The sequence below is a fragment of the Spiroplasma kunkelii CR2-3x genome (assembly GCF_001274875.1).
Lineage (GTDB): Bacteria > Bacillota_I > Bacilli_A > Mycoplasmatales > Mycoplasmataceae > Spiroplasma > Spiroplasma kunkelii.
Genome location: NZ_CP010899.1, coordinates 431,922 through 450,141, shown reverse-complemented (window position 1 = coordinate 450,141; position 18,220 = coordinate 431,922). Strand labels below are relative to the sequence as shown.

Genomic DNA, 18,220 nt, shown 5'->3' with positions numbered 1-18,220 from the left:
AGGATTAATAATGACTATAACAGAATCAATTAAATTTGATAAATTACAAGAAGAAAATGAAGCACTTAAAGCAGAAAATGAAACACTTAAAAAAGAACTTGCTGAATTAAAAGGTGCTAATTTAATTGGTGCTGATTTATATTGTGCTAATTTAAAAGATGCTGATTTATATGGTGCTTATTTACATGGTGCTAATTTAAAAGATGCTGATTTATTTTATGCTAATTTAAGCGGTGCTAATTTAGAAGATGCTTGTTTACAAGGTGCTTATTTACAAGGTGCTAATTTACATGGTGCTTATTTACATGGTGCTAATTTAAAATATGCTAATTTACATGGTGCTAATTTATATGGTGCTAATTTAAAAGGTGCTAATTTAGAAGATGCTTATTTATGTGGTATTAAAATCACCAAAAAACAATTAAACCAATTAACTATTATTGAGGAGGATAAATAATGACAAAAACAGTTAAAGAAATAGAACAAATACAAGATATTATAGATTTTATTTGTTCTAAGCATCAAACAAATGTAGATGATAAATTATTTAAATTATATGAAATTAGAAATAAAATGTTATATTACGAAAATGAACTTGCTGAATTAAAACAACAACAATTATATAAAGAAGATTTTGATGAATATTGTCAATATGTAAATGGTCGAAGAGAAGATACTTTTATTATAAAAGATAAATCTTTATATAAAAAATTACCTAATAAGGATGTGGAATATGAAAAAGTTAAATAAAAAAATTATTAATAAATTAAATGAATTGATGCTTAGAGGTTATCCAGTTTCACAAAATAAAATTACTGATGAACACTGAACATTAGGTTTACGCAAAATAATTAAGGAGTATAGATAAAATGACAGAATATAAAAGTTTGTATATTAATAAAACTTGAGATGAAATAACAACATCGTTTGACTGAGTTAATTATAAACCCACTAATTGCCGTATTTCACATCATAAAAAACATTATGATTTGCAATGTTTAGAATGAGCCAAAATGTATTTAAATTTATTTGAAGATAAATGAAATTTAATTGCTTCTTATATGGAACATTACAAAATTAACGATATTTTAGATTTAGCTTCCGATGGGTGAAAAATATTACAATTTGAGAAAAAAATAAATCAAATAAATTAAAATATATTATTGCAATTGACCCCGCTGGAATTGGGCAAACTGGTATTATTATTTATAATGTTTTGAAAAAGAAAATAATTAATAATATTACTTTTAATTCTAATTCTGAAGAAGAAGCAATAAATAATATCTATTTAATATTAAATGAGTTTAAAAATAAAATTTGTTCTTATTTAAGCAAAGTTATTTTAATAATTGAAGATTACCAACTTCATAAAGGTTTAAAAATAAAAAACCCATTATCTACTCCTAAATTTATTGGTGGTTTAAAAGTTTTATGTAAATATTTATTTAACTTAAATTATGTTTTACAATCGCCAGTTGTTAAGAAAAATTATATTTATAAAGGAAATATTAAAATGACGGAGCATGAATTAGATGCTTGAAAACATTTACAATATTTTTTAGCAAAAGGAGTTAATAAAAATGGCACAAACAAAAAGTAATTTACATAAAAAAACAATAACTAATAAACCTAAATTAAAAAATAAAAAAGTTAATAAATTAGAATTAACTGTTAGATTACATGAAAATCCGATTAAAACTAAAATTAAGGCACTGGTTGCGGGGGGTGTTGAAGTTGATGCTTGCTCTGCTAAATGTCAATGAGAGGGATTAAATTATTCAACATTATCAATATATAATCCATTGATTTTAAATGATTTTTTGAAATTAAAAAAAGATGATGAAATAAAAATTAAAGGCTCAGTTTTTAATCAGTTAAATATAAAAACTAAACGCTATTTTTTATCTTTTAGGGTAGATAGTTTTGAAATTATACAAAAAGCTATTAGAAAAAGAACAAATACAAATATTAAAAAATAGGAGGAAAAATCAATGGCATTAAAAAATGTAAAATATTTTCTTATCAATGAAGATAATGAACCAATTAAAAATGAAGATGGCAGCTTAGATATTAAAACTGCTGAAATTATTTTAGAAAATACTGATGAAGTTGAAGAATTTAATGCAAGTAATTTAGAAAATAGTAATCAACAAATTACCGAATTACAAACAAAAAATAATGAATTAACTTCACAAATTGAACAACAAACAATTCAATTAAAACAAATTGAAATAATTGATTTTATTAATTTTTTAACTGATAATGAAGAATTTAAGAATGTTTTATTAAAATCTTATGACATTACTGATGATATTGAAGTTATCAAAACACAATTGCAAAGTGTTTATGATGAATTAATTAAGGTACAAACAGTTAATACTGGTGGAGTACCAAAAACAAAAGAAAAACAAAACAATATTTTAGATACAGACAATGTATTTAATAAATAGAAAGAAGGAATAAAATTATGGCACAAAATCCACAAAGAATTTTTGGTGATATTGTAAACCAAGCAACAGTTAATGATAAAGAAACATTTGAACAATGATACTTAAAAACTTATCAACAAAAATTAAGCTGAGAAGCATTATTTGCTTGACTAGATAAAAATAAATTTGGTTTACAATATAAAATAAAGAAAAATATTAAATATAAACAAGGTTTAGGAAAAGATGGGCAAGTATTCAATACAGATGATAATTTGTTAAAATATTCAGCAGTAGAATTTGAGGATGGAACTGTTGTATTAGATACAATTTTAACTTTTGCTCGTAAATTAGACCCTGTAGAGGGTGATTTTAACCCTAATCTTTGAGCTGCTGATATTGAACAAGCAATGGATACTGAAGTTGCTTATAAACGTAATAAAATTTTAGAAATTATTAATAAAGGAGAAGTTACAACTATTAAAGGAAATAAAGCAGATGATACAAATGCTTTACAAATCCATGATGAAATTATGGATAAAATATATGAAAATGGTTTTACTCCATCAGAAACAGTTGTCTTGGGTTCAGCAGATTTTATCCGTGGAATTCGTAATAAATTACAGTTACAACTTGGAGCAAATGACCAAATTAATAGTGTAATTTCAACAAGTGGAGCAATGAAAACCGTTGAAGGAACAACATACTATATGGTTCCTAAAAAATTACCAATTATTAATGAAGATGGTTCAGAAGGAACAATTAGCCTATTACCAAATGGTGTTAATGCAATCGCCTTTAAATTTAGCAAAAAATATGACCCATTAATTTTGCGTAAAAAAGACCATACCCCGTTAAGAGTAGGTGCAGCAGCATTAGGTACTGGAATGGGTAATACTTTAATTATGGAAAGAGTTTTATATTTAGGTGGAGCAGTAGTTGAACCCAAAGCAATTATTAAACATAATTATTTACAACCCTTATCAACAGTTATTACACAACCTAATTTAGGTCAAATAACAATGGCAGGCAATACACCAACAACAGCAGAATTAGAAGCTGCTATTAAAGTAAAAAATCCTAATTATCAAACTGGGGATGCAACATTCACTAATATTACATCTACTGGCGCATTAGCAACTGGAAATCCAAATAAATATAGTGGGACAGTTAACTTAATTTATTCAAAGTAAGTAGCATCTTCTAAATTAGCACCTTTTAAATTAGCACCATATAAATTAGCACCATGTAAATTAGCATATTTTAAATTAGCACCATGTAAATAAGCACCATGTAAATTAGCACCTTGTAAATAAGCACCTTGTAAACAAGCATCTTCTAAATTAGCACCGCTTAAATTAGCATAAAATAAATCAGCATCTTTTAAATTAGCACCATATAAATTAGCACCTTTTAAATTAGCATCCTCTAAATTAGCATCCTCTAAATTAGCATCTTTTAAATTAGCACCAGTTAAATAAGCACCTTCTAAATTAGCATCTTTTAAATTAGCATCTTTTAAATTAGCACGGTGTAAATTAGCACCGCTTAAATTAGCATAAAATAAATCAGCATCTTTTAAATTAGCACCAGTTAAATAAGCATCTTTTAAATTAGCACCAATTAAATTAGCATCTTTTAAATTAGCACCGCTTAAATTAGCACCAGTTAAATAAGCACCTTCTAAATTAGCATCTCATAAATTAGCTTCTTTTAAATTAGCACCTTCTAAATCTAATCTTTCACTTTCTAAATATTGATTTAATTTTTCTTTTTCAACAGTAACTCCTGTTAAATCTTTAATCATATCTTTTAATGTTTTCATTTAATTTTTTTCCTTTCTGTAAAAAAAACATAATATTCCTTTATTGGTTAATATTTTGATATTTAGTAGATAATTTATTTTATTATTTACTTACTTCGCCGCCCGCTTCACTTTGTGGGTGAGCGGGGGCGGTAGAATATTTTTATAGAGTTTAACCCCCCACGGAAATAAACAAACAATTTACCCAGTTATTAATTACACTTCATCCATCCCTACACAACTTTATATAAAGAAAATAACCTTTTGGAGCTCCTCCCTCTTGTTTTTTAGTGTCCGATATTGTTTTTTTCGGTTTAACAGCACTCTTTTTATGAAACAAGCAAAAACACACGCTCTGACATTTCGCGGGCGACTAACCCCGCCGAGAATTAAAAAAATAAATATGGGTAAATCCAATCGCTTTCACACTTTCTTTAAGGCTTCGTGTCATAGATGAGTTATTCATCTTTAAGCATCAAAATATTAAGTTTTAGTATTGCATTATTCATCAGATAGTACCTTTATTAAAAATGATATTATTAGCTGTTAAACCAAAAAAATATAATAAATCACAGAAAGGAAATTATAAAAATTAACTAATTAATGGAGAAAATAGGTTAATTTTTAATTTTAAAGATACTATCTGATGAATAATGCAATTAAAAAAAATCGCTCTAATAAGCGATTACTTTAATTTGTATTTAATTACTTTATTTATAATTTTTATAAAACCTAAGCTTTTTTCCGACTATCATCTTTTTTTAAACATATAATTTATTTCTCCATCTTATGGTTAAAGGATTTTGGTATTTATTATTTATCATATATTTTAACTGTGATACACTAGTTTTATAAGTGATTTGATGTAAAAAATAAATTTATTAAATAGAAAAATTAAATTATTATATTTACTATTTTAAAAATTTAGATTTTACAGATCGAACAAAACCAGCCCCACCCGAAGATGGTGTTATTTTATTTGATGAAAGTTATTTGTATATTGATGGAACTAGTCCTCACGATGAGAAAAAGTTCATATTGGTAAAATACCATGAATTGTTTTAGCTAGACATTTTGGTAATCGTGCGTTGTTTACTGCTCAACGTGAGGGTATGATAGTCAATGATTAAAATTTGTGCGTGATTTAAAAAATGATGAAATTGTTAATAAAAAAGAATATTATTGGTCGGAAATAGCAAAATTGAGTGTTAAAGAACGATTGGAGTTATTTGATATTGATATTCTCAAAAAGAATTTAAAATTAATTCTGTAAATGCAAGCAGTAAATTCTGTCTCTTGTTAAAAATGATGTTATTATTAAAAATAAAAAGAGGCAAAAATTACTGCTTGCATTTACAGAATTCCAAAGATAAAATTATTGGTTTTTATTAATATCACAGAATGGGGAAGGAATACTTGTGAGTATTAACTTTACAGAATATTACAATCAGTTAATGGCTGAAGTAACTTTAATTAAAAATGTTGAAAAAATTTCTGATACAAAAAGATTGGTTGTATACATTATTAAAAAATTTAAAAACTTTTAATACAAAACAAATTAAACTGCAACAACATGAATAGTTAATTTACCAAATTATGCGTGTTATTAATCATAGTACAGAATTTATTCATAACCGTATTAGTAATGCCCTTAATGAATATAGCAAATTATATCGACAACATTTTAAAGTTAATTTAAAAATTCGACAATAAAATTTACGAACTTTTGAGTATTGTGAAAAACAACTACAAACTAATTATGGCAACAAACTTAAAATTTTACGAGAATCAATCATTAATTATTATTACTTAAATTATTTAAAAGATAAAATTAAAGAAACATTAAAAATTATTAGTTTGTACGCACGAACATTATAAAAAGAGTAATTATGTCCTAATACTCTTTTTATAATGTCAAAATTGTTCATCATCTCAAATTTTATTTATACTATGCTCATTAATCTGAACAAAAACAATTGCTAACGTAATTCCCATTATTGTTGCAACAGCAATTTGAATTGCATCAGAAATTAATTCAATAATTGCAACATCAGGTCCAAATAAGAAATAACTATACAAAACATATAATAATAACATTAAAGAACTAACAAAAATAGCACCATAGCGACTTAAAATGCGAGCACCAAAATAACTAATTAAAAACATTAAAATTCTAATTAAAATTGAAATAGGAATAAAAATAAAACCGCCGGTAACAAGATCAATAATTATTACATACAAAATACCACTAATTAATAACATTGGTCCTTTGATTAACTTTATTAAACCTAAAAATAACCCATCTGCTAACTGAATAATCCCTTTACCAACACCAAAATTGAACTGAATAAATTGTGAAATATAAGCAATAACTACTAACAAAGCAGTAATTAATCCTGTTGTTGCTAAATATTTTAGTGATTTTAAACGATACATTTTAAATAAAAATATTTCCCACCATAATTTCTGACGAGGCATTATGATAATAATTTTTAGCATCAGTTACTTTTTTTCCCTCGCGTTGTAAACGCGTAATTAGCAAATAACCATCTTCAACTTTAACTTTAATCCCTAATTTTGAAATATCAATAATTGTCCCATTTACAAAATCAGCGTCTTTTTCCTCTAATGGATGTAAAGTAATCATTGCTTGGTGCAATTTATAATAAATATTATTAACAGTTGTATGAGCAATTGGTCATGCATATAATCCACGAATTTGGTCAACAATTTTTTGTTTTGGTAAAAACCAATTTACTTTTTCTTCATCACGTGTAATATTATAAGCAAATGTTGCTTGACTATCATCCTGTGGTGTTCCTTTAATTTTACCAGTAATAATATCTAATAAATATTTTTCAATCATTGTGCCTGCTAAAACCATTAACCGGTCATGCAAAGATGAGGCTGTTTCGGCGGCACTAATTGGAATTGCTGTTTGAACATACATTTCTCCTGCATCCATTTTTTTAATCATTTTCATTAGTGTAATCCCCGTTTCTCGCTCACCATAAATAATAGCCTTATGAATAGGTGCCCCACCACGTAATTTTGGTAATAATGAAGCATGAACATTAATACAATTAATACGTGCTAATTTTAAAATTCGCTCTGGAATAAATTGCCCATAAGCACACGTTACAATAACATCTGGTTGTAAAGTTCCTAACTCTGTATAAAGATCATTAATTTTTTCTGGTTGAAAAACAGGAATCTGATTTGTTAAGGCAAATTCTTTGACTGGAGAAAATTGAACAAGGTGCTGACGTCCAATTTTACGATCAGGTTGGGTAACAATTCCAATTATTTCAATTGTTGGCGCTAAATTTTGTAAAGCTTTTAAAACAGCTGTTGCAAAGATTGGCGTTCCCATAAAAATTACTCTATATTTCTGCATCTTTTTTCCCCCTTAATTGGTGTTAAAGATCCCATTAAACGAACAATATGTTGATAAATAACAACCATTGCTAATGTATCCCGATTACAATATTTTAACATTTCTCCTCGAAATAATTTTTGTCAAATGGTGATTGGAATATTATTCTCCACCCGACGACGAAAGATTTCACTGGCCATATCACCTTTTTGTACCTTTAATGTTTGATAAGTAAATTGATTATCAAATGCTGGTTGTGTTTTTTTAATTGAAACTGAACCATAAAATTCTTTTTTATAAATCATAAAGTCCTGAAAAAAATCCATTAAATCAATTGTTTTATTTAGAATAATCCTTAATTTTTTTTGTCAATCTTGAAAAGTTGTCATAAGTTCTTCATTGCGACTTTGATTAATTAAGATTGTTAAATAACTAATTAATTCGGCTAAAACTTTACATTCAAAACTCTTATAATAAGCAACATAAACCCCTCCGCCATATCTAAATAAATCAGTAACTAAATGTTTAATTAGTGCTAAGCGTGGATCACCTTCACCATCTGCTAAAAAGGCATAATGTTCAATTGTCGTTTCATCTTGATAATCAAAGTGATTATCTTTAATAAGATGGACTGAATATTGAAACGGAATTTGCTGATAAGAATATGAATAATCAAAGCGAGGAACTGCCGCTTTCATTGTTTCAAAATCATACATATATATTGGATACTGATACTGTTCTAAAATTTGATTAATAATAGCAACCTTCTTTGGATTAACAACTGGGGCATTATCTTGAGCAGCAAGAATTTGGCGTTGTTGTTTTTCTGAAAATAAAATTGGCTTTTTTTGTCGCGTTGATTGTTTAAAGGTAAATGGTAACACAATATCTTTTAACAAATCAATGTGTTCTTGATATTTTAATAACGTCTTTTTTTCCATCCCACGTGTTAACTCAAAGACATTATGATGCGGTGGTAAATAACTAGTAACATGTTGGCAATAACCATAACGATCACCTTTTCCATTGAAACATTGTTCCTTGTTAAATAACGGAAAAATTGTTTCAACTGGTTGCATAAAATAATGTTTAATTAAAGCTAAATCATCAGTAATATTGCGATTCTTTTCAACACGTTTGGCAAATTGTCCAGTCATCATTTGCTGACAAAATTCTAATAAACTAATAGCCGGTAAGGTTTTGGTTGGCAATTTATAATAATCTTGAAACATAAACAACTGGCAATCATCAATATCACCAATCCGTTGATACTCCGAATTTAACAACATTAACGAAACCCAACTAATTGTTAAGCCTGCTCCAGTTAAAACATAATACTGATAGGCAACATCATAACCATATTCATCCTTAACATCCTTGTCAACATACATTTGTGCTTCTTTATCATATTTTCGACCAGTTGAAGCTTTAACCTCAATTAAATGATAAGTACCATTTGGAAGTTTCTTTAAAATATCACACTTTGTAATACAATTGTTATAAATAAAAGATGGTTCAAAATAAACATCATAGTTTGGATTTGCTAACGCTTCAGTTGTCTTTGCAAAAGCAATTTTCTTGCTGTAATGTTCTAAATTAAAATAGGTATAATCACGCATAAAATATTCACGCGCGCGTTGGCCAACTTCATTTCCATCAGCAATTGTTTCACCGGGATAAAAATCAATTTGAACATCTGCCATCGTTGTTTGAATCTCGTCTGGTAAAGTTCGAACATCATTACTATCCGTGTCCTCAGCTGCTGATCAATAAGTTTCTAGAGCTAAATCATACAAATGTGGTTGAAATAAACCTTTTCCCTTCTCATTTTCATCATCATCAATAAAAATATCTTCATCAATTTTGGCACTGTTAATATTTTCTTGCAAGTCAAAAAAGACCGAAATTTTTTGAGCTGTCACTCATTCTTGGACTGTTTTTAAATTACTTCGTGAAGCTAATGTTCAAGCAATTTTAAAACATTTTTTAAATCTTTTAAAATCTTCTTTTTTTAAAGTGATTTCTAAATCCATTATTGCACTTCACTTTCGTTATTTCGGATTTGCTTTTTAAAGACAAAGAAAATAAGTTCTATCTTATTTTCTAGGGACAAATTTCTCTGGTTTTGGTTTTGGGCGTTCATCAACAGGAAGTTGTCCAGCTTTTCGCAATTTCCGTTCTTCTTCACGCTTTTTAAGCATTTCAGCACGATGTGCTTCATATTCTTTTCTTGCCGCAATTTTTGCTGCTTTTTTTTCTTCTTTTGTTAACTTAATTTTTTTTTCACTAATTTTAATTCGATGTTTTGTTTCTTCTAAATCAATTTCTTGGTTAACAATTCAAGTTGTTTCATATTGTTTTTTACTAATTTTTTTTGAAATACCTTCAATTTCAAAAGCTTTTTGTTCTAAAAAAGCATTTGTTTTTGCTTCATAAATATCAACAATAACATCAAAAATATCGCGATATTTAAATTCTTTTCCTTTACGAGCAATAACTTTTTCATATTCTAATCTTAAGTTTTTACGATTATCAGTATCTTTAATATATTGTTTAATTTTATCTTTAACTTGTTTTTTTCGTTTTTCTCGTTCAATGCGTTGTGCTTTTCGTCCCATAATTGAAGAAACAATTGCAAAAATAATAACTACGACTACAATTACGACTAAAATCACATTCATTGTCATACTACCACCCAAAAAATTTGACATTATTATCTAAACTCCTTTTTTTACTTTACTATTATTATGCACTATTAGCAATAATTTTTCAATTGTTTCTAATTTTCCAAGTTGTTTTCCTGCTTTTCACGCTTAACTAAACAAGGAAAACATTATGATAAACATCTTGCACATCATCAATGTCATCTAACATATTTAACATTTTTTCAAATTGTTCAGCGTCATCACCATGTAAAGTAATCCGGTCATGGGAAAGCATTGTAATTTCTGCCATTTGAAATGTTGTAATCCCGACTTGTTCTAATGCCCTTTTAACACTATTAAATACTGTTCCTGGCGCATAAACAACAATTTGTCCATTTTCAGCAACAACATCATTAATATCACAATCTGCTAGTAATAATAATTCTAATACTTCTTCAACCGTTTTACCTGTAAATGCAAACACCGCTAAATAATCAAATAAATGCACGACAGCCCCATTAACTCCTAGTTTACCACCTATTTTAGTAAAACAATTGCGTACTTCTGCCACAGTGCGGTTAACATTATTTGTCAGTGTATCAACAATAATTGCACTGCCTCCTGGTCCATACCCTTCATAACGAATTGCTTGGTAATTTTCATTATCGCTTCCACTTGCTTTATTAATCGCACGTTCAATAACATCACGTGGAACCTGTTTTGCTTTTGCTTTATCAATTGCATTCCGTAATGCTAAATTAGCATTGGGATCAACACTTCCTTCGCGTGCTGCTAAATAAATTTCTCGAGCAACACGATTATATAATACTGCTTTTTTTGCAGCTGTTGCTGCCATTGACTGCTTGCGAACTTCAAATGCTCTTCCCATTTTTTCTTTCCTTTACCACCTAATTTTTTCTTATATATTATACCGTAAAATTAAATAAAGTTAGTGATGATAAACCATTAAGTATCTATTTTCTGCACCATAATATTGAGCAATTGTTCGAATAATCTTAAACCCATGCTTTAAATATAATTGTTGAGCAACCAAATTATGTTCATTTACTTCTAAAAAATTTGTTGATATGAAAAATGTGTTAGAATATATTTTAACATTTGTTGACCATAACCTTGATGGTGATGACGCTTTTTAACTGTTAAAAGTATTAATTTAAAATCACCCCCACTATGCATTAAAATAAAATAACCATAGAGATTATTTTTAACAATTAATTTATAAACAAGATAATTTTTGTTATTAATCATTTAAATTAAATTACGATATTTATAATAATTATGTGGATAATTTTCTTGTTCTAATAAAAATAATAATAAAGCATCACTATTATTAACTGGTTTTAAAATAACCATTTAACTTCAATCCTTTTTTAAATACTGTGGCTCTAAAGCAAAAATATCTTCAACTAATATAAAATGCTTTTTTAGAACAAGATAATTTTGAACAAAATCAATTTCTTGTAAATCATAACGAAACTCATAACCTGGAAATTGCTTTGTAATTTCAATACAAGTTTCATAATCAAGAACTTGCCTTGGAATCACCTCTACACCATTACTAATTACCGCAAAATACCGTTTTCCACTCCGCGCATCAAGCATTGAAACAACATTATCTAACCCCGCCTGATAAAGTAATGTATTAATTGTATAAACATTAATCGCCGGATTAATTACTTTAACTGTTTTCACAATTGTCATTGGAATCCGAACACCAGTATAACTACCCGGACCAGCTGTTAAATAAAAATTATTAATGTCTTTTAATTTTAATTGATGCTGACCTAATAACTGGGTAATTGTTGGTAATGTTGTTTCAGTATGACGACGAGCATGGTTTTGGTGAACTTGAGCAATGATTTTTTGTTCTTTTTCTAAAATTAAAATTAAAAAATCAGTACTAGTATCAATAAATAGATTTAACATCTTATCCCTCTTTTCCTAATGCGCTTTGTAAATGTTTATTGTTGGTTTTAATCGTAAAAATTCGTTCATCCTCATTAATTATCTTAATGGTAATTTTAATTACCTCGTACTTTGAACTTAACTGGTTACTAATTCCCGCTGGTCATTCAATAATATTAATACTATCAGAAAAATGTTCAAAATACATTTCTCACTCTTCTTCTTGTTCTAAAACTAACAATCGATAGCAATCCATATGATTAATAATAACTTGCTGATTTGTCATATACTGTTGCATAATTAAAAACGTTGGCGAAGTAACGGGAGTAGTTACCCCTAACGCTTTTAATAAATATTTTGTAAAAGTTGTTTTCCCAGCGGCTAACGGTCCATCTAATAATAAGCATAAATTAGGATGTAAAAATGTAGCAATTTTGTCAGCTAAAAGTTTTGTTGCTATCTTATTTTTAACAATTATTTTCATCAATATCCCACTCTCTTTTACTAATTATATCTAGGAATTAATTATTGTGCTAGACTTTTAGAAAAATATGTAATAATTAAAGTGCAAAAAAATTAGAAAGGTTGTTATAAATAAATGAAAGATATTTTAATTATTGGGGCTGGGCCGGTTGGGTTATATGCTTGAAGTTGTGCTGGCATGTTAGGATTAAGTGGCTATATAATTGAAGGAAATGATAGTCCTGGTGGACAACCATGAGAATTATATCCAGAAAAACCATTATATGATATGCCTGGATTTGGCGAAATTAAAACTAAAACATTTATTGAGAATTTAATTAACCAAACAAAAAAAAATACGGGGCAAATAACATACATTGGTAAAACTAACATTAGTAATATCCTTACAACAACTGATGGTTTTACTATTACTTTAACAACTAATCAAACATTTACAGTTAAAACAATTTTAATTACAAGTGGAAATGGTGTTTTTACCCCCATTCGCCTAGAACATCTTGACCCTCACCAAGAATATGAAAACTTATGATACGCTGTTAAAAACCCAACTCTTTTAACAAACAAGAAAATTGTTATTCTTGGTGGTGGTGATAGTGCTGTTGATTGGGCAAATCATTTGATTAAAAATAACATTAGTAAAGATGTTACAATTATCCATCGTCGAACATTATACCGAGCTAAAGAAAACAATGTTCAAAAATTACAACAAAATAAGGTGACCGAATTAAAACCTTATCATGTTAAAACAGTTGAGCCAATTGATAATAAAATTACCGCTTTAACATTAGAACATGAAACAACACATAAACTATTAACTATTACAGCTGATTATTTTATTGTTCAATATGGAGCAAAAGTTTCACCAACAATGTTACAACAATTAACTTTAACAACAACTCCAATGCAAAAAATTATTATTGCATCAACTGGGCAAACAAGTCATCCTCATATATTTGCGGCTGGAAATAGTGCTTATTATGAAGGAAAATATTATAATATGGTAACTGGATTTGGTGAAGCTATTAATGCACTTTATAATATTACAAAAATTATTCATGGTCAAAAATACCATCCTGGTTATTTAAGTGATATTAAAAAATAAGTTAGTAATAACTTATTTTTTAGCCTGTTAACTTATAAATTTCTTTATTAGGTTCATCCTTCTCTATTTTTTTCGTATTTTTACGTAAAGTTTCTTCTCGTTCTCACATTTTTTGATATGGCATTTCTGGTTCCGTTAAGGTAATAAAATCATCTTCATATTTTTTACGACGTAGAATTCGCATTTTATCTTGGCGTTTAGTTCAAATTTTATAAACAAGTGGTAACCGTAAGAAGATCCCACGAACAGAACCAGGTGCTCAAAAAATTGAATTAGCAAAAATAACAAACAAGGAAGCAAAGATTAAACCAAAGAAGAAATTCAATAATTTTTGTCATCCCCAAACTGGCTGTAAATCAATATTATAAATTTGATTAGGATTATGTGTTTTTGATAAAAATAAATAATTAACTAAAATAGCAATAATCATTGGAACTAACAAAATTATTCAATTTCGAAAAACACCTTTAAAGTTACTATTATAAGTTAAAAATATTCAATTATAACATCACAAGTATAAAAACCGCAAAAAACTCATTAAGCAAGTAATAATTAAAATACTATATAATGCAGCTGCTAAATTATTAAAGCCAAAACGTCATAGTAAAGCACTAAAAAAACAAAAGACAATGTTAAGACAGCCAATAATAAAAGTAGGGATTGCGGTTTGTTTATAATTTGCTTTAGCATATACCAAAACATTTGCGGGTTCAGCTAATACAATAAAAACAGAACTTAAAGCAACTAATAAGGAAAAGGTTGGTTGATAAAAGATGCTTTTAAAAATTTCACGTTCCTGTGATGTTCATGGATTTAATGTTGAATCACTAGTTCGAATTTGTTCAATAATTTGTGGCGCATACAATGTTGTCACAAAATATGGTGATAAAATAAATTGGTTAACAAACAAAAACCCAGCTATCATAAAAGCGTATGTTTCAAATTTCATATAACTCTGTCAATCAACCCGACCATTTTTTGCTGTTCATGCGGCAAAAAACTCACGGAAGGAATTAATTAAAATCATCATAATGCTACGAACTCCAACCGTAATTGTCATATATAGCAATAAGGTTGATGATATTCGTAACCCTAATAACAGCGCCGTAATAATAACATCACCATTAATTAACAATGTTTCACCAATATTTTTAAACACAACAATATTACTTGATTTAACTAGTTGCATGTTATCGCGTTGGCGAGCAATACGAACTCAAGGATAATGTAACTTAATAAATAAATAAACTAAATTTCCTTTCATAACAGAATAAAGTAAGAAAATTAAAAAGACAAAAACAGGATCCACTGCAATTGAAATTAAGTAGAAAACAATTGAATATGAGATTAAATCACAAATCATTAAAATTAAACGGCGTAAATGATTATTTTGATCAGCTTGCATTAAGTTTTCATATGCTGCCGTTCAAAATAATGCAATTAAGTTTTTTGACCCAATAATAAATAGAATTAAAATCATTTTTCATAATGGATAACTAATTGTTTCATCATTTTGTAAAATACTAAAATTTTTTTCAAATAAATAAATATAAGCACTATACCCAACAGCAATTGCAATTAATAAAATAATACCAATGTACCCTGATATTTTATATTGATGCTTTGCTGTATTAACCATTTCATTTGCTTTAATTCAATCTTTTTGTAACAATGGTTTTACTAAAAAAATAACAGTAATGGCTCCTAAGCCACCTTCCACTGTTCCTAAAAAAGCAACAATTGCAACGCTATTCTTTACAAACCCATTAAACTGCGAACCATAACTACGAATTAATAAATACATTAGCATAAATTGAAAACATGTTCCAATTAACGAAGTAAAAGACCCGATTAAAATACTAAAAATTCCTCTTCTTGTTGACAATTACTTCACCTCGTTCCTAATATTTTTATTTTATAATATTTTTGGGAATTTTAATAATCTTTTCATTTAAATAACTTAAATGGTCTGACAATTTATGAAAGATTAAAGTTATTGAATATAAAGCAATCATATACTTCTTTGTTTCTTGTTTTGTTCCATATTTAACATCATTAATAATGGGATGATATAAATAACTTAATGAAGCACGAATTTGATGCTTACGGCCAGTTATTAATGTTGCTTCCAATCACGTTGCATTTGATATCTGAGCTTGAATTTTAAAATGTGCTTTAACTACTTTAGCATGTGATTGCTCTGTTTTAGTAAAAACCATTTTTTGTTTATCTTCATCTTTATATAAATAACCACTAAGGGTAAAATCAGTTTCTTGAATAATTCCTTCACACTTTGCTAAATATTTCTTTTCAATAAATTCTTTTTTGTTAATTTTAGCTAATAACAAATCTAATGTAATTTTATTTTTTGCATATATCACTAATCATTGTGCTAATTTAGCTAATAGATGAACATGGGAAATAACAAATGACTGTTCATCCTGCGGATGATATTCATCTTTTTGGATTAAATAATGTTGCACCATAGCATCTAATGAAGTATGAAACTTTGAGTGCATTTCTACTCAATGTGGTTTATCAACAACAAGAATGTTATCATCTTAATAAACAACTTATAATGGTAATGGTGCAACATTATTATAAGTTGCTGTCTGGTTTCGTTCTGTTACAACTAAATTTTTATCAAAAATAATAATTTGGTCTCCTAATTGAAGTTTATAATTTCGTTCTTTCATTACTTTGTTATTTACTTTAATTTTTTTTATTACGAAATAAATTATAAATAACTGATAACGGAGTTGTTTGAAACATTTTTTTAATAAAATTAAAAATTGTTTGATTAACATCATTTGCTTTAACTGTTAAAGTAACAACTGTTTTTGGTTCCATACTTCCCCTGTTTTCCTAGTATTAATTATATAATGAAAATTAACCATTATCCGAAGAAAAAACATTCTAAGCCATTATTTTAGAGTGTTTATCATTTTTTGCTTTCTGTTTTTCTTCAATTTTTAAGATATTTGCTTTAATTTCTGCAATTTCACTCACATCTGTAATTTGATTAAATAAATGATATAACATATAATTTTTTTCTTTTTCTTTCAAAAGATGTTTATCGAAGAAAGCGACTGTCTCATCAATTATTTTCATTAACTCATAAGCTTGTTCGCGAGTAATGTTGTTATTTGATAATGGTTTTTTCACCAATGTTGGTAATTGTGTTACAAAAGCATAGTCTTCCAATGCTTTTTCTTTTTCAGTATAATAGAAAATTCGAAAAGAACTCACTTTTGCTCCAATTGTTTTAATAGCATTACGAACACCAGTAACTTTTGTTGATAACATATTTTTTATAAATACTGAAATAATAACAGTAATTGTTCCAATTGGAATAATAATTGAAACAATCAAGTCTAAATCAACACCAAATTTTGTTACAAACATTGCTTTAATTAAAGTATAACCATTTTGAATTAGTAAAACAGTAATAAAGAAACTAAAGTTAGCTGCTTTTCATCATTTATGTGAAACTAAAACTTCTGTTTGACGATTCAACAGGTATCAGAAGAAATATGACACTAATACTAATAAAATTACATATATTAAAGTAATTAAGGTTGTTAAAAAGTTAAAAAAACTAAAAATTATTGTTAAATTTGTTAAAAAATTTAAATACATTCGCGGATTAAAAATAACATAATCATTTGGAAAAGTTGTTGATAATCCATAACGAACTTCAAAGCGATGACGTTGTGCTATTTTAATAATAATTACAATATAATAGCATAACGCAATCAAGGCAATCATCCCCGTAATAAATAAATATGAATAAGCCATATTAATATTTGTTGCACGTTGATTTCATGCTGCACTTCAATCGGTTACATTATTGTTTTCTCCAAAAAAATTAAAGGATAATAATGAAAAATCAATTAATGGATATGTAATACTCATTAAATTCTTATATGTTTCTTGCACTTGTTCAGCTGATTTTTTCCCAGCTGCAATTTCTGCTAAAGTTGTTGAAACATCGTTTGCATTATTAATCCGATCACGTTCATTAATAAATAAAATTAAAAATGTAATAATTACGGCAGTATAAATAATCCAAAAAAGCATTGAAACTAAATACTGCCAACCAACTAATGCTTTTAGTTTATTGGGTTTTATCATTAGCATCACCTATTTTCTATTTTTTTAAATAAAATGAATTATGTAAAATAAAATGCAAAAAATTTTTATTAATTAAATAATATAATAAAAATTACAAAAATCAACCATAAATTTAAAAAAATTAAAAATATTTTAATTTTTCTTTTATTTTATCCACATTTAAACACACTAAAAAATATTTTATTAAATTTTATTAATAAATTTATTTAATATTCTGTAAAAAAATTTCTTTTGCACTTATTCAATTTAAACACGGTCGAAGTTTATCATTTATAATATTAACTACTCAATTTATTTGTATAAAATTTAATAAATGCTTTTTTA

General features: G+C 27.2%; 24 protein-coding genes and 1 pseudogene. 11 read left to right on the top strand and 14 right to left on the bottom strand.

Annotated elements, in window-relative coordinates; genetic code table 4:
* Positions 1-10 precede the first annotated feature (10 nt).
* Genes SKUN_RS02425 through SKUN_RS02395 form a run of 8 tightly spaced genes read left to right on the top strand, consistent with a single transcriptional unit; the run spans position 11 to position 3,619 of the window.
* Positions 11-457 (top strand): pentapeptide repeat-containing protein, encoded by a 447-nt coding sequence (locus SKUN_RS02425; RefSeq protein ID WP_053390708.1) that lies wholly within the window; start codon positions 11-13, stop codon positions 455-457.
* Positions 457-750 carry a hypothetical protein gene (locus SKUN_RS02420; RefSeq protein ID WP_053390707.1) on the top strand — a complete coding sequence of 98 codons (294 nt, stop codon included), beginning with the start codon at positions 457-459 and terminating at the stop codon, positions 748-750. Before SKUN_RS02425 ends, SKUN_RS02420 begins: the two co-directional genes overlap by 1 nt.
* Positions 734-868 (top strand): hypothetical protein, encoded by a 135-nt coding sequence (locus SKUN_RS11230; protein WP_268794864.1) that lies wholly within the window; start codon positions 734-736, stop codon positions 866-868. The genes SKUN_RS02420 and SKUN_RS11230 overlap by 17 nt, the downstream gene beginning before the upstream one ends.
* A 1-nt stretch (position 869) precedes the next feature.
* Positions 870-1,154: a hypothetical protein gene (locus SKUN_RS02415; protein WP_053390706.1), complete on the top strand. Its 285-nt coding sequence runs from the start codon at positions 870-872 to the stop codon at positions 1,152-1,154.
* Positions 1,109-1,600, top strand: coding sequence for a hypothetical protein (locus SKUN_RS02410; protein WP_053390705.1), 492 nt, complete (start codon positions 1,109-1,111; stop codon positions 1,598-1,600). Before SKUN_RS02415 ends, SKUN_RS02410 begins: the two co-directional genes overlap by 46 nt.
* A complete protein-coding gene (locus tag SKUN_RS02405; protein WP_053390704.1) occupies positions 1,581-1,979 on the top strand; it encodes a hypothetical protein in 399 nt (132 codons plus the stop codon). The genes SKUN_RS02410 and SKUN_RS02405 overlap by 20 nt, the downstream gene beginning before the upstream one ends.
* Before the next feature lie 12 nt (positions 1,980-1,991).
* Positions 1,992-2,450 (top strand): hypothetical protein, encoded by a 459-nt coding sequence (locus tag SKUN_RS02400; RefSeq protein WP_053390703.1) that lies wholly within the window; start codon positions 1,992-1,994, stop codon positions 2,448-2,450.
* A 17-nt stretch (positions 2,451-2,467) separates the two neighbouring features.
* Positions 2,468-3,619 (top strand): hypothetical protein, encoded by a 1,152-nt coding sequence (locus SKUN_RS02395; RefSeq protein ID WP_053390702.1) that lies wholly within the window; start codon positions 2,468-2,470, stop codon positions 3,617-3,619.
* Here the strand turns inward: SKUN_RS02395 and SKUN_RS02390 are convergent.
* Positions 3,607-4,251, bottom strand: a complete 645-nt coding sequence (locus tag SKUN_RS02390) for a pentapeptide repeat-containing protein (protein ID WP_053390701.1) — start codon at positions 4,249-4,251, stop codon at positions 3,607-3,609. The two genes, SKUN_RS02395 and SKUN_RS02390, sit on opposite strands and share 13 nt — an antisense overlap.
* A gap of 894 nt (positions 4,252-5,145) precedes the next feature.
* On the opposite strand from SKUN_RS02390, the pseudogene SKUN_RS11590 reads away from it, so the two are divergent.
* Positions 5,146-5,503 (top strand): annotated as a pseudogene (locus SKUN_RS11590) (hypothetical protein); the annotation flags it as partial.
* Positions 5,504-5,648: 145 nt separating this feature from the next.
* A complete protein-coding gene (locus tag SKUN_RS11225) occupies positions 5,649-5,777 on the top strand; it encodes a hypothetical protein (protein ID WP_268794863.1) in 129 nt (42 codons plus the stop codon).
* 340 nt (positions 5,778-6,117) lie between these two features.
* On the opposite strand, the gene SKUN_RS02380 is transcribed toward SKUN_RS11225, so the two are convergent.
* The 8 genes from SKUN_RS02380 to tsaE form a co-directional block, all read right to left on the bottom strand.
* A complete protein-coding gene (locus tag SKUN_RS02380) occupies positions 6,118-6,666 on the bottom strand; it encodes an ECF transporter S component family protein (protein ID WP_053390700.1) in 549 nt (182 codons plus the stop codon).
* Between the two features lies 1 nt (position 6,667).
* Complete coding sequence (gene fmt / locus SKUN_RS02375) at positions 6,668-7,627, bottom strand: methionyl-tRNA formyltransferase (protein WP_053390699.1); 960 nt, start codon at positions 7,625-7,627, stop codon at positions 6,668-6,670.
* Positions 7,609-9,639, bottom strand: a complete 2,031-nt coding sequence (locus tag SKUN_RS02370; RefSeq protein ID WP_053390698.1) for a DUF2779 domain-containing protein — start codon at positions 9,637-9,639, stop codon at positions 7,609-7,611. Before SKUN_RS02370 ends, fmt begins: the two co-directional genes overlap by 19 nt.
* A 63-nt stretch (positions 9,640-9,702) precedes the next feature.
* On the bottom strand, positions 9,703-10,317 hold the full coding sequence (locus SKUN_RS02365) for a hypothetical protein (RefSeq protein ID WP_053390697.1): 615 nt from the start codon (positions 10,315-10,317) through the stop codon (positions 9,703-9,705).
* A gap of 106 nt (positions 10,318-10,423) precedes the next feature.
* Positions 10,424-11,140: a YebC/PmpR family DNA-binding transcriptional regulator gene (locus SKUN_RS02360; protein WP_053390696.1), complete on the bottom strand. Its 717-nt coding sequence runs from the start codon at positions 11,138-11,140 to the stop codon at positions 10,424-10,426.
* Between the two features lie 182 nt (positions 11,141-11,322).
* The gene (locus tag SKUN_RS10370; protein WP_235511304.1) at positions 11,323-11,520 is read right to left on the bottom strand and encodes a GNAT family N-acetyltransferase; all 198 of its coding nucleotides are present in this window, start codon (positions 11,518-11,520) and stop codon (positions 11,323-11,325) included.
* A gap of 105 nt (positions 11,521-11,625) precedes the next feature.
* A complete protein-coding gene (gene tsaB / locus SKUN_RS02350; protein ID WP_053390695.1) occupies positions 11,626-12,198 on the bottom strand; it encodes a tRNA (adenosine(37)-N6)-threonylcarbamoyltransferase complex dimerization subunit type 1 TsaB in 573 nt (190 codons plus the stop codon).
* 1 nt (position 12,199) lies between these two features.
* Positions 12,200-12,661, bottom strand: coding sequence for a tRNA (adenosine(37)-N6)-threonylcarbamoyltransferase complex ATPase subunit type 1 TsaE (gene tsaE, locus SKUN_RS02345; protein WP_053390694.1), 462 nt, complete (start codon positions 12,659-12,661; stop codon positions 12,200-12,202).
* Between the two features lie 114 nt (positions 12,662-12,775).
* Here tsaE and SKUN_RS02340 point away from each other — a divergent pair, with 114 nt between their 5' ends.
* The gene (locus SKUN_RS02340) at positions 12,776-13,762 is read left to right on the top strand and encodes an NAD(P)/FAD-dependent oxidoreductase (protein ID WP_053390693.1); all 987 of its coding nucleotides are present in this window, start codon (positions 12,776-12,778) and stop codon (positions 13,760-13,762) included.
* Between the two features lie 19 nt (positions 13,763-13,781).
* Here the strand turns inward: SKUN_RS02340 and SKUN_RS02335 are convergent, their stop codons facing one another.
* The 5 genes from SKUN_RS02335 to SKUN_RS02325 all read right to left on the bottom strand — a co-directional run bounded on the left by SKUN_RS02335 (position 13,782) and on the right by SKUN_RS02325 (position 17,896).
* Positions 13,782-15,647, bottom strand: coding sequence for a hypothetical protein (locus SKUN_RS02335; RefSeq protein ID WP_053390692.1), 1,866 nt, complete (start codon positions 15,645-15,647; stop codon positions 13,782-13,784).
* 25 nt (positions 15,648-15,672) lie between these two features.
* Positions 15,673-16,281 (bottom strand): pseudouridine synthase family protein, encoded by a 609-nt coding sequence (locus SKUN_RS10365; RefSeq protein WP_235511303.1) that lies wholly within the window; start codon positions 16,279-16,281, stop codon positions 15,673-15,675.
* Positions 16,282-16,335: 54 nt separating this feature from the next.
* Positions 16,336-16,458 carry a hypothetical protein gene (locus SKUN_RS11220; RefSeq protein WP_268794862.1) on the bottom strand — a complete coding sequence of 41 codons (123 nt, stop codon included), beginning with the start codon at positions 16,456-16,458 and terminating at the stop codon, positions 16,336-16,338.
* A 16-nt stretch (positions 16,459-16,474) separates the two neighbouring features.
* Positions 16,475-16,612 carry a hypothetical protein gene (locus tag SKUN_RS10360; RefSeq protein ID WP_235511302.1) on the bottom strand — a complete coding sequence of 46 codons (138 nt, stop codon included), beginning with the start codon at positions 16,610-16,612 and terminating at the stop codon, positions 16,475-16,477.
* Positions 16,613-16,678: 66 nt separating this feature from the next.
* Positions 16,679-17,896 carry a hypothetical protein gene (locus SKUN_RS02325; protein ID WP_235511300.1) on the bottom strand — a complete coding sequence of 406 codons (1,218 nt, stop codon included), beginning with the start codon at positions 17,894-17,896 and terminating at the stop codon, positions 16,679-16,681.
* Positions 17,897-18,220: the final 324 nt, after the last annotated feature.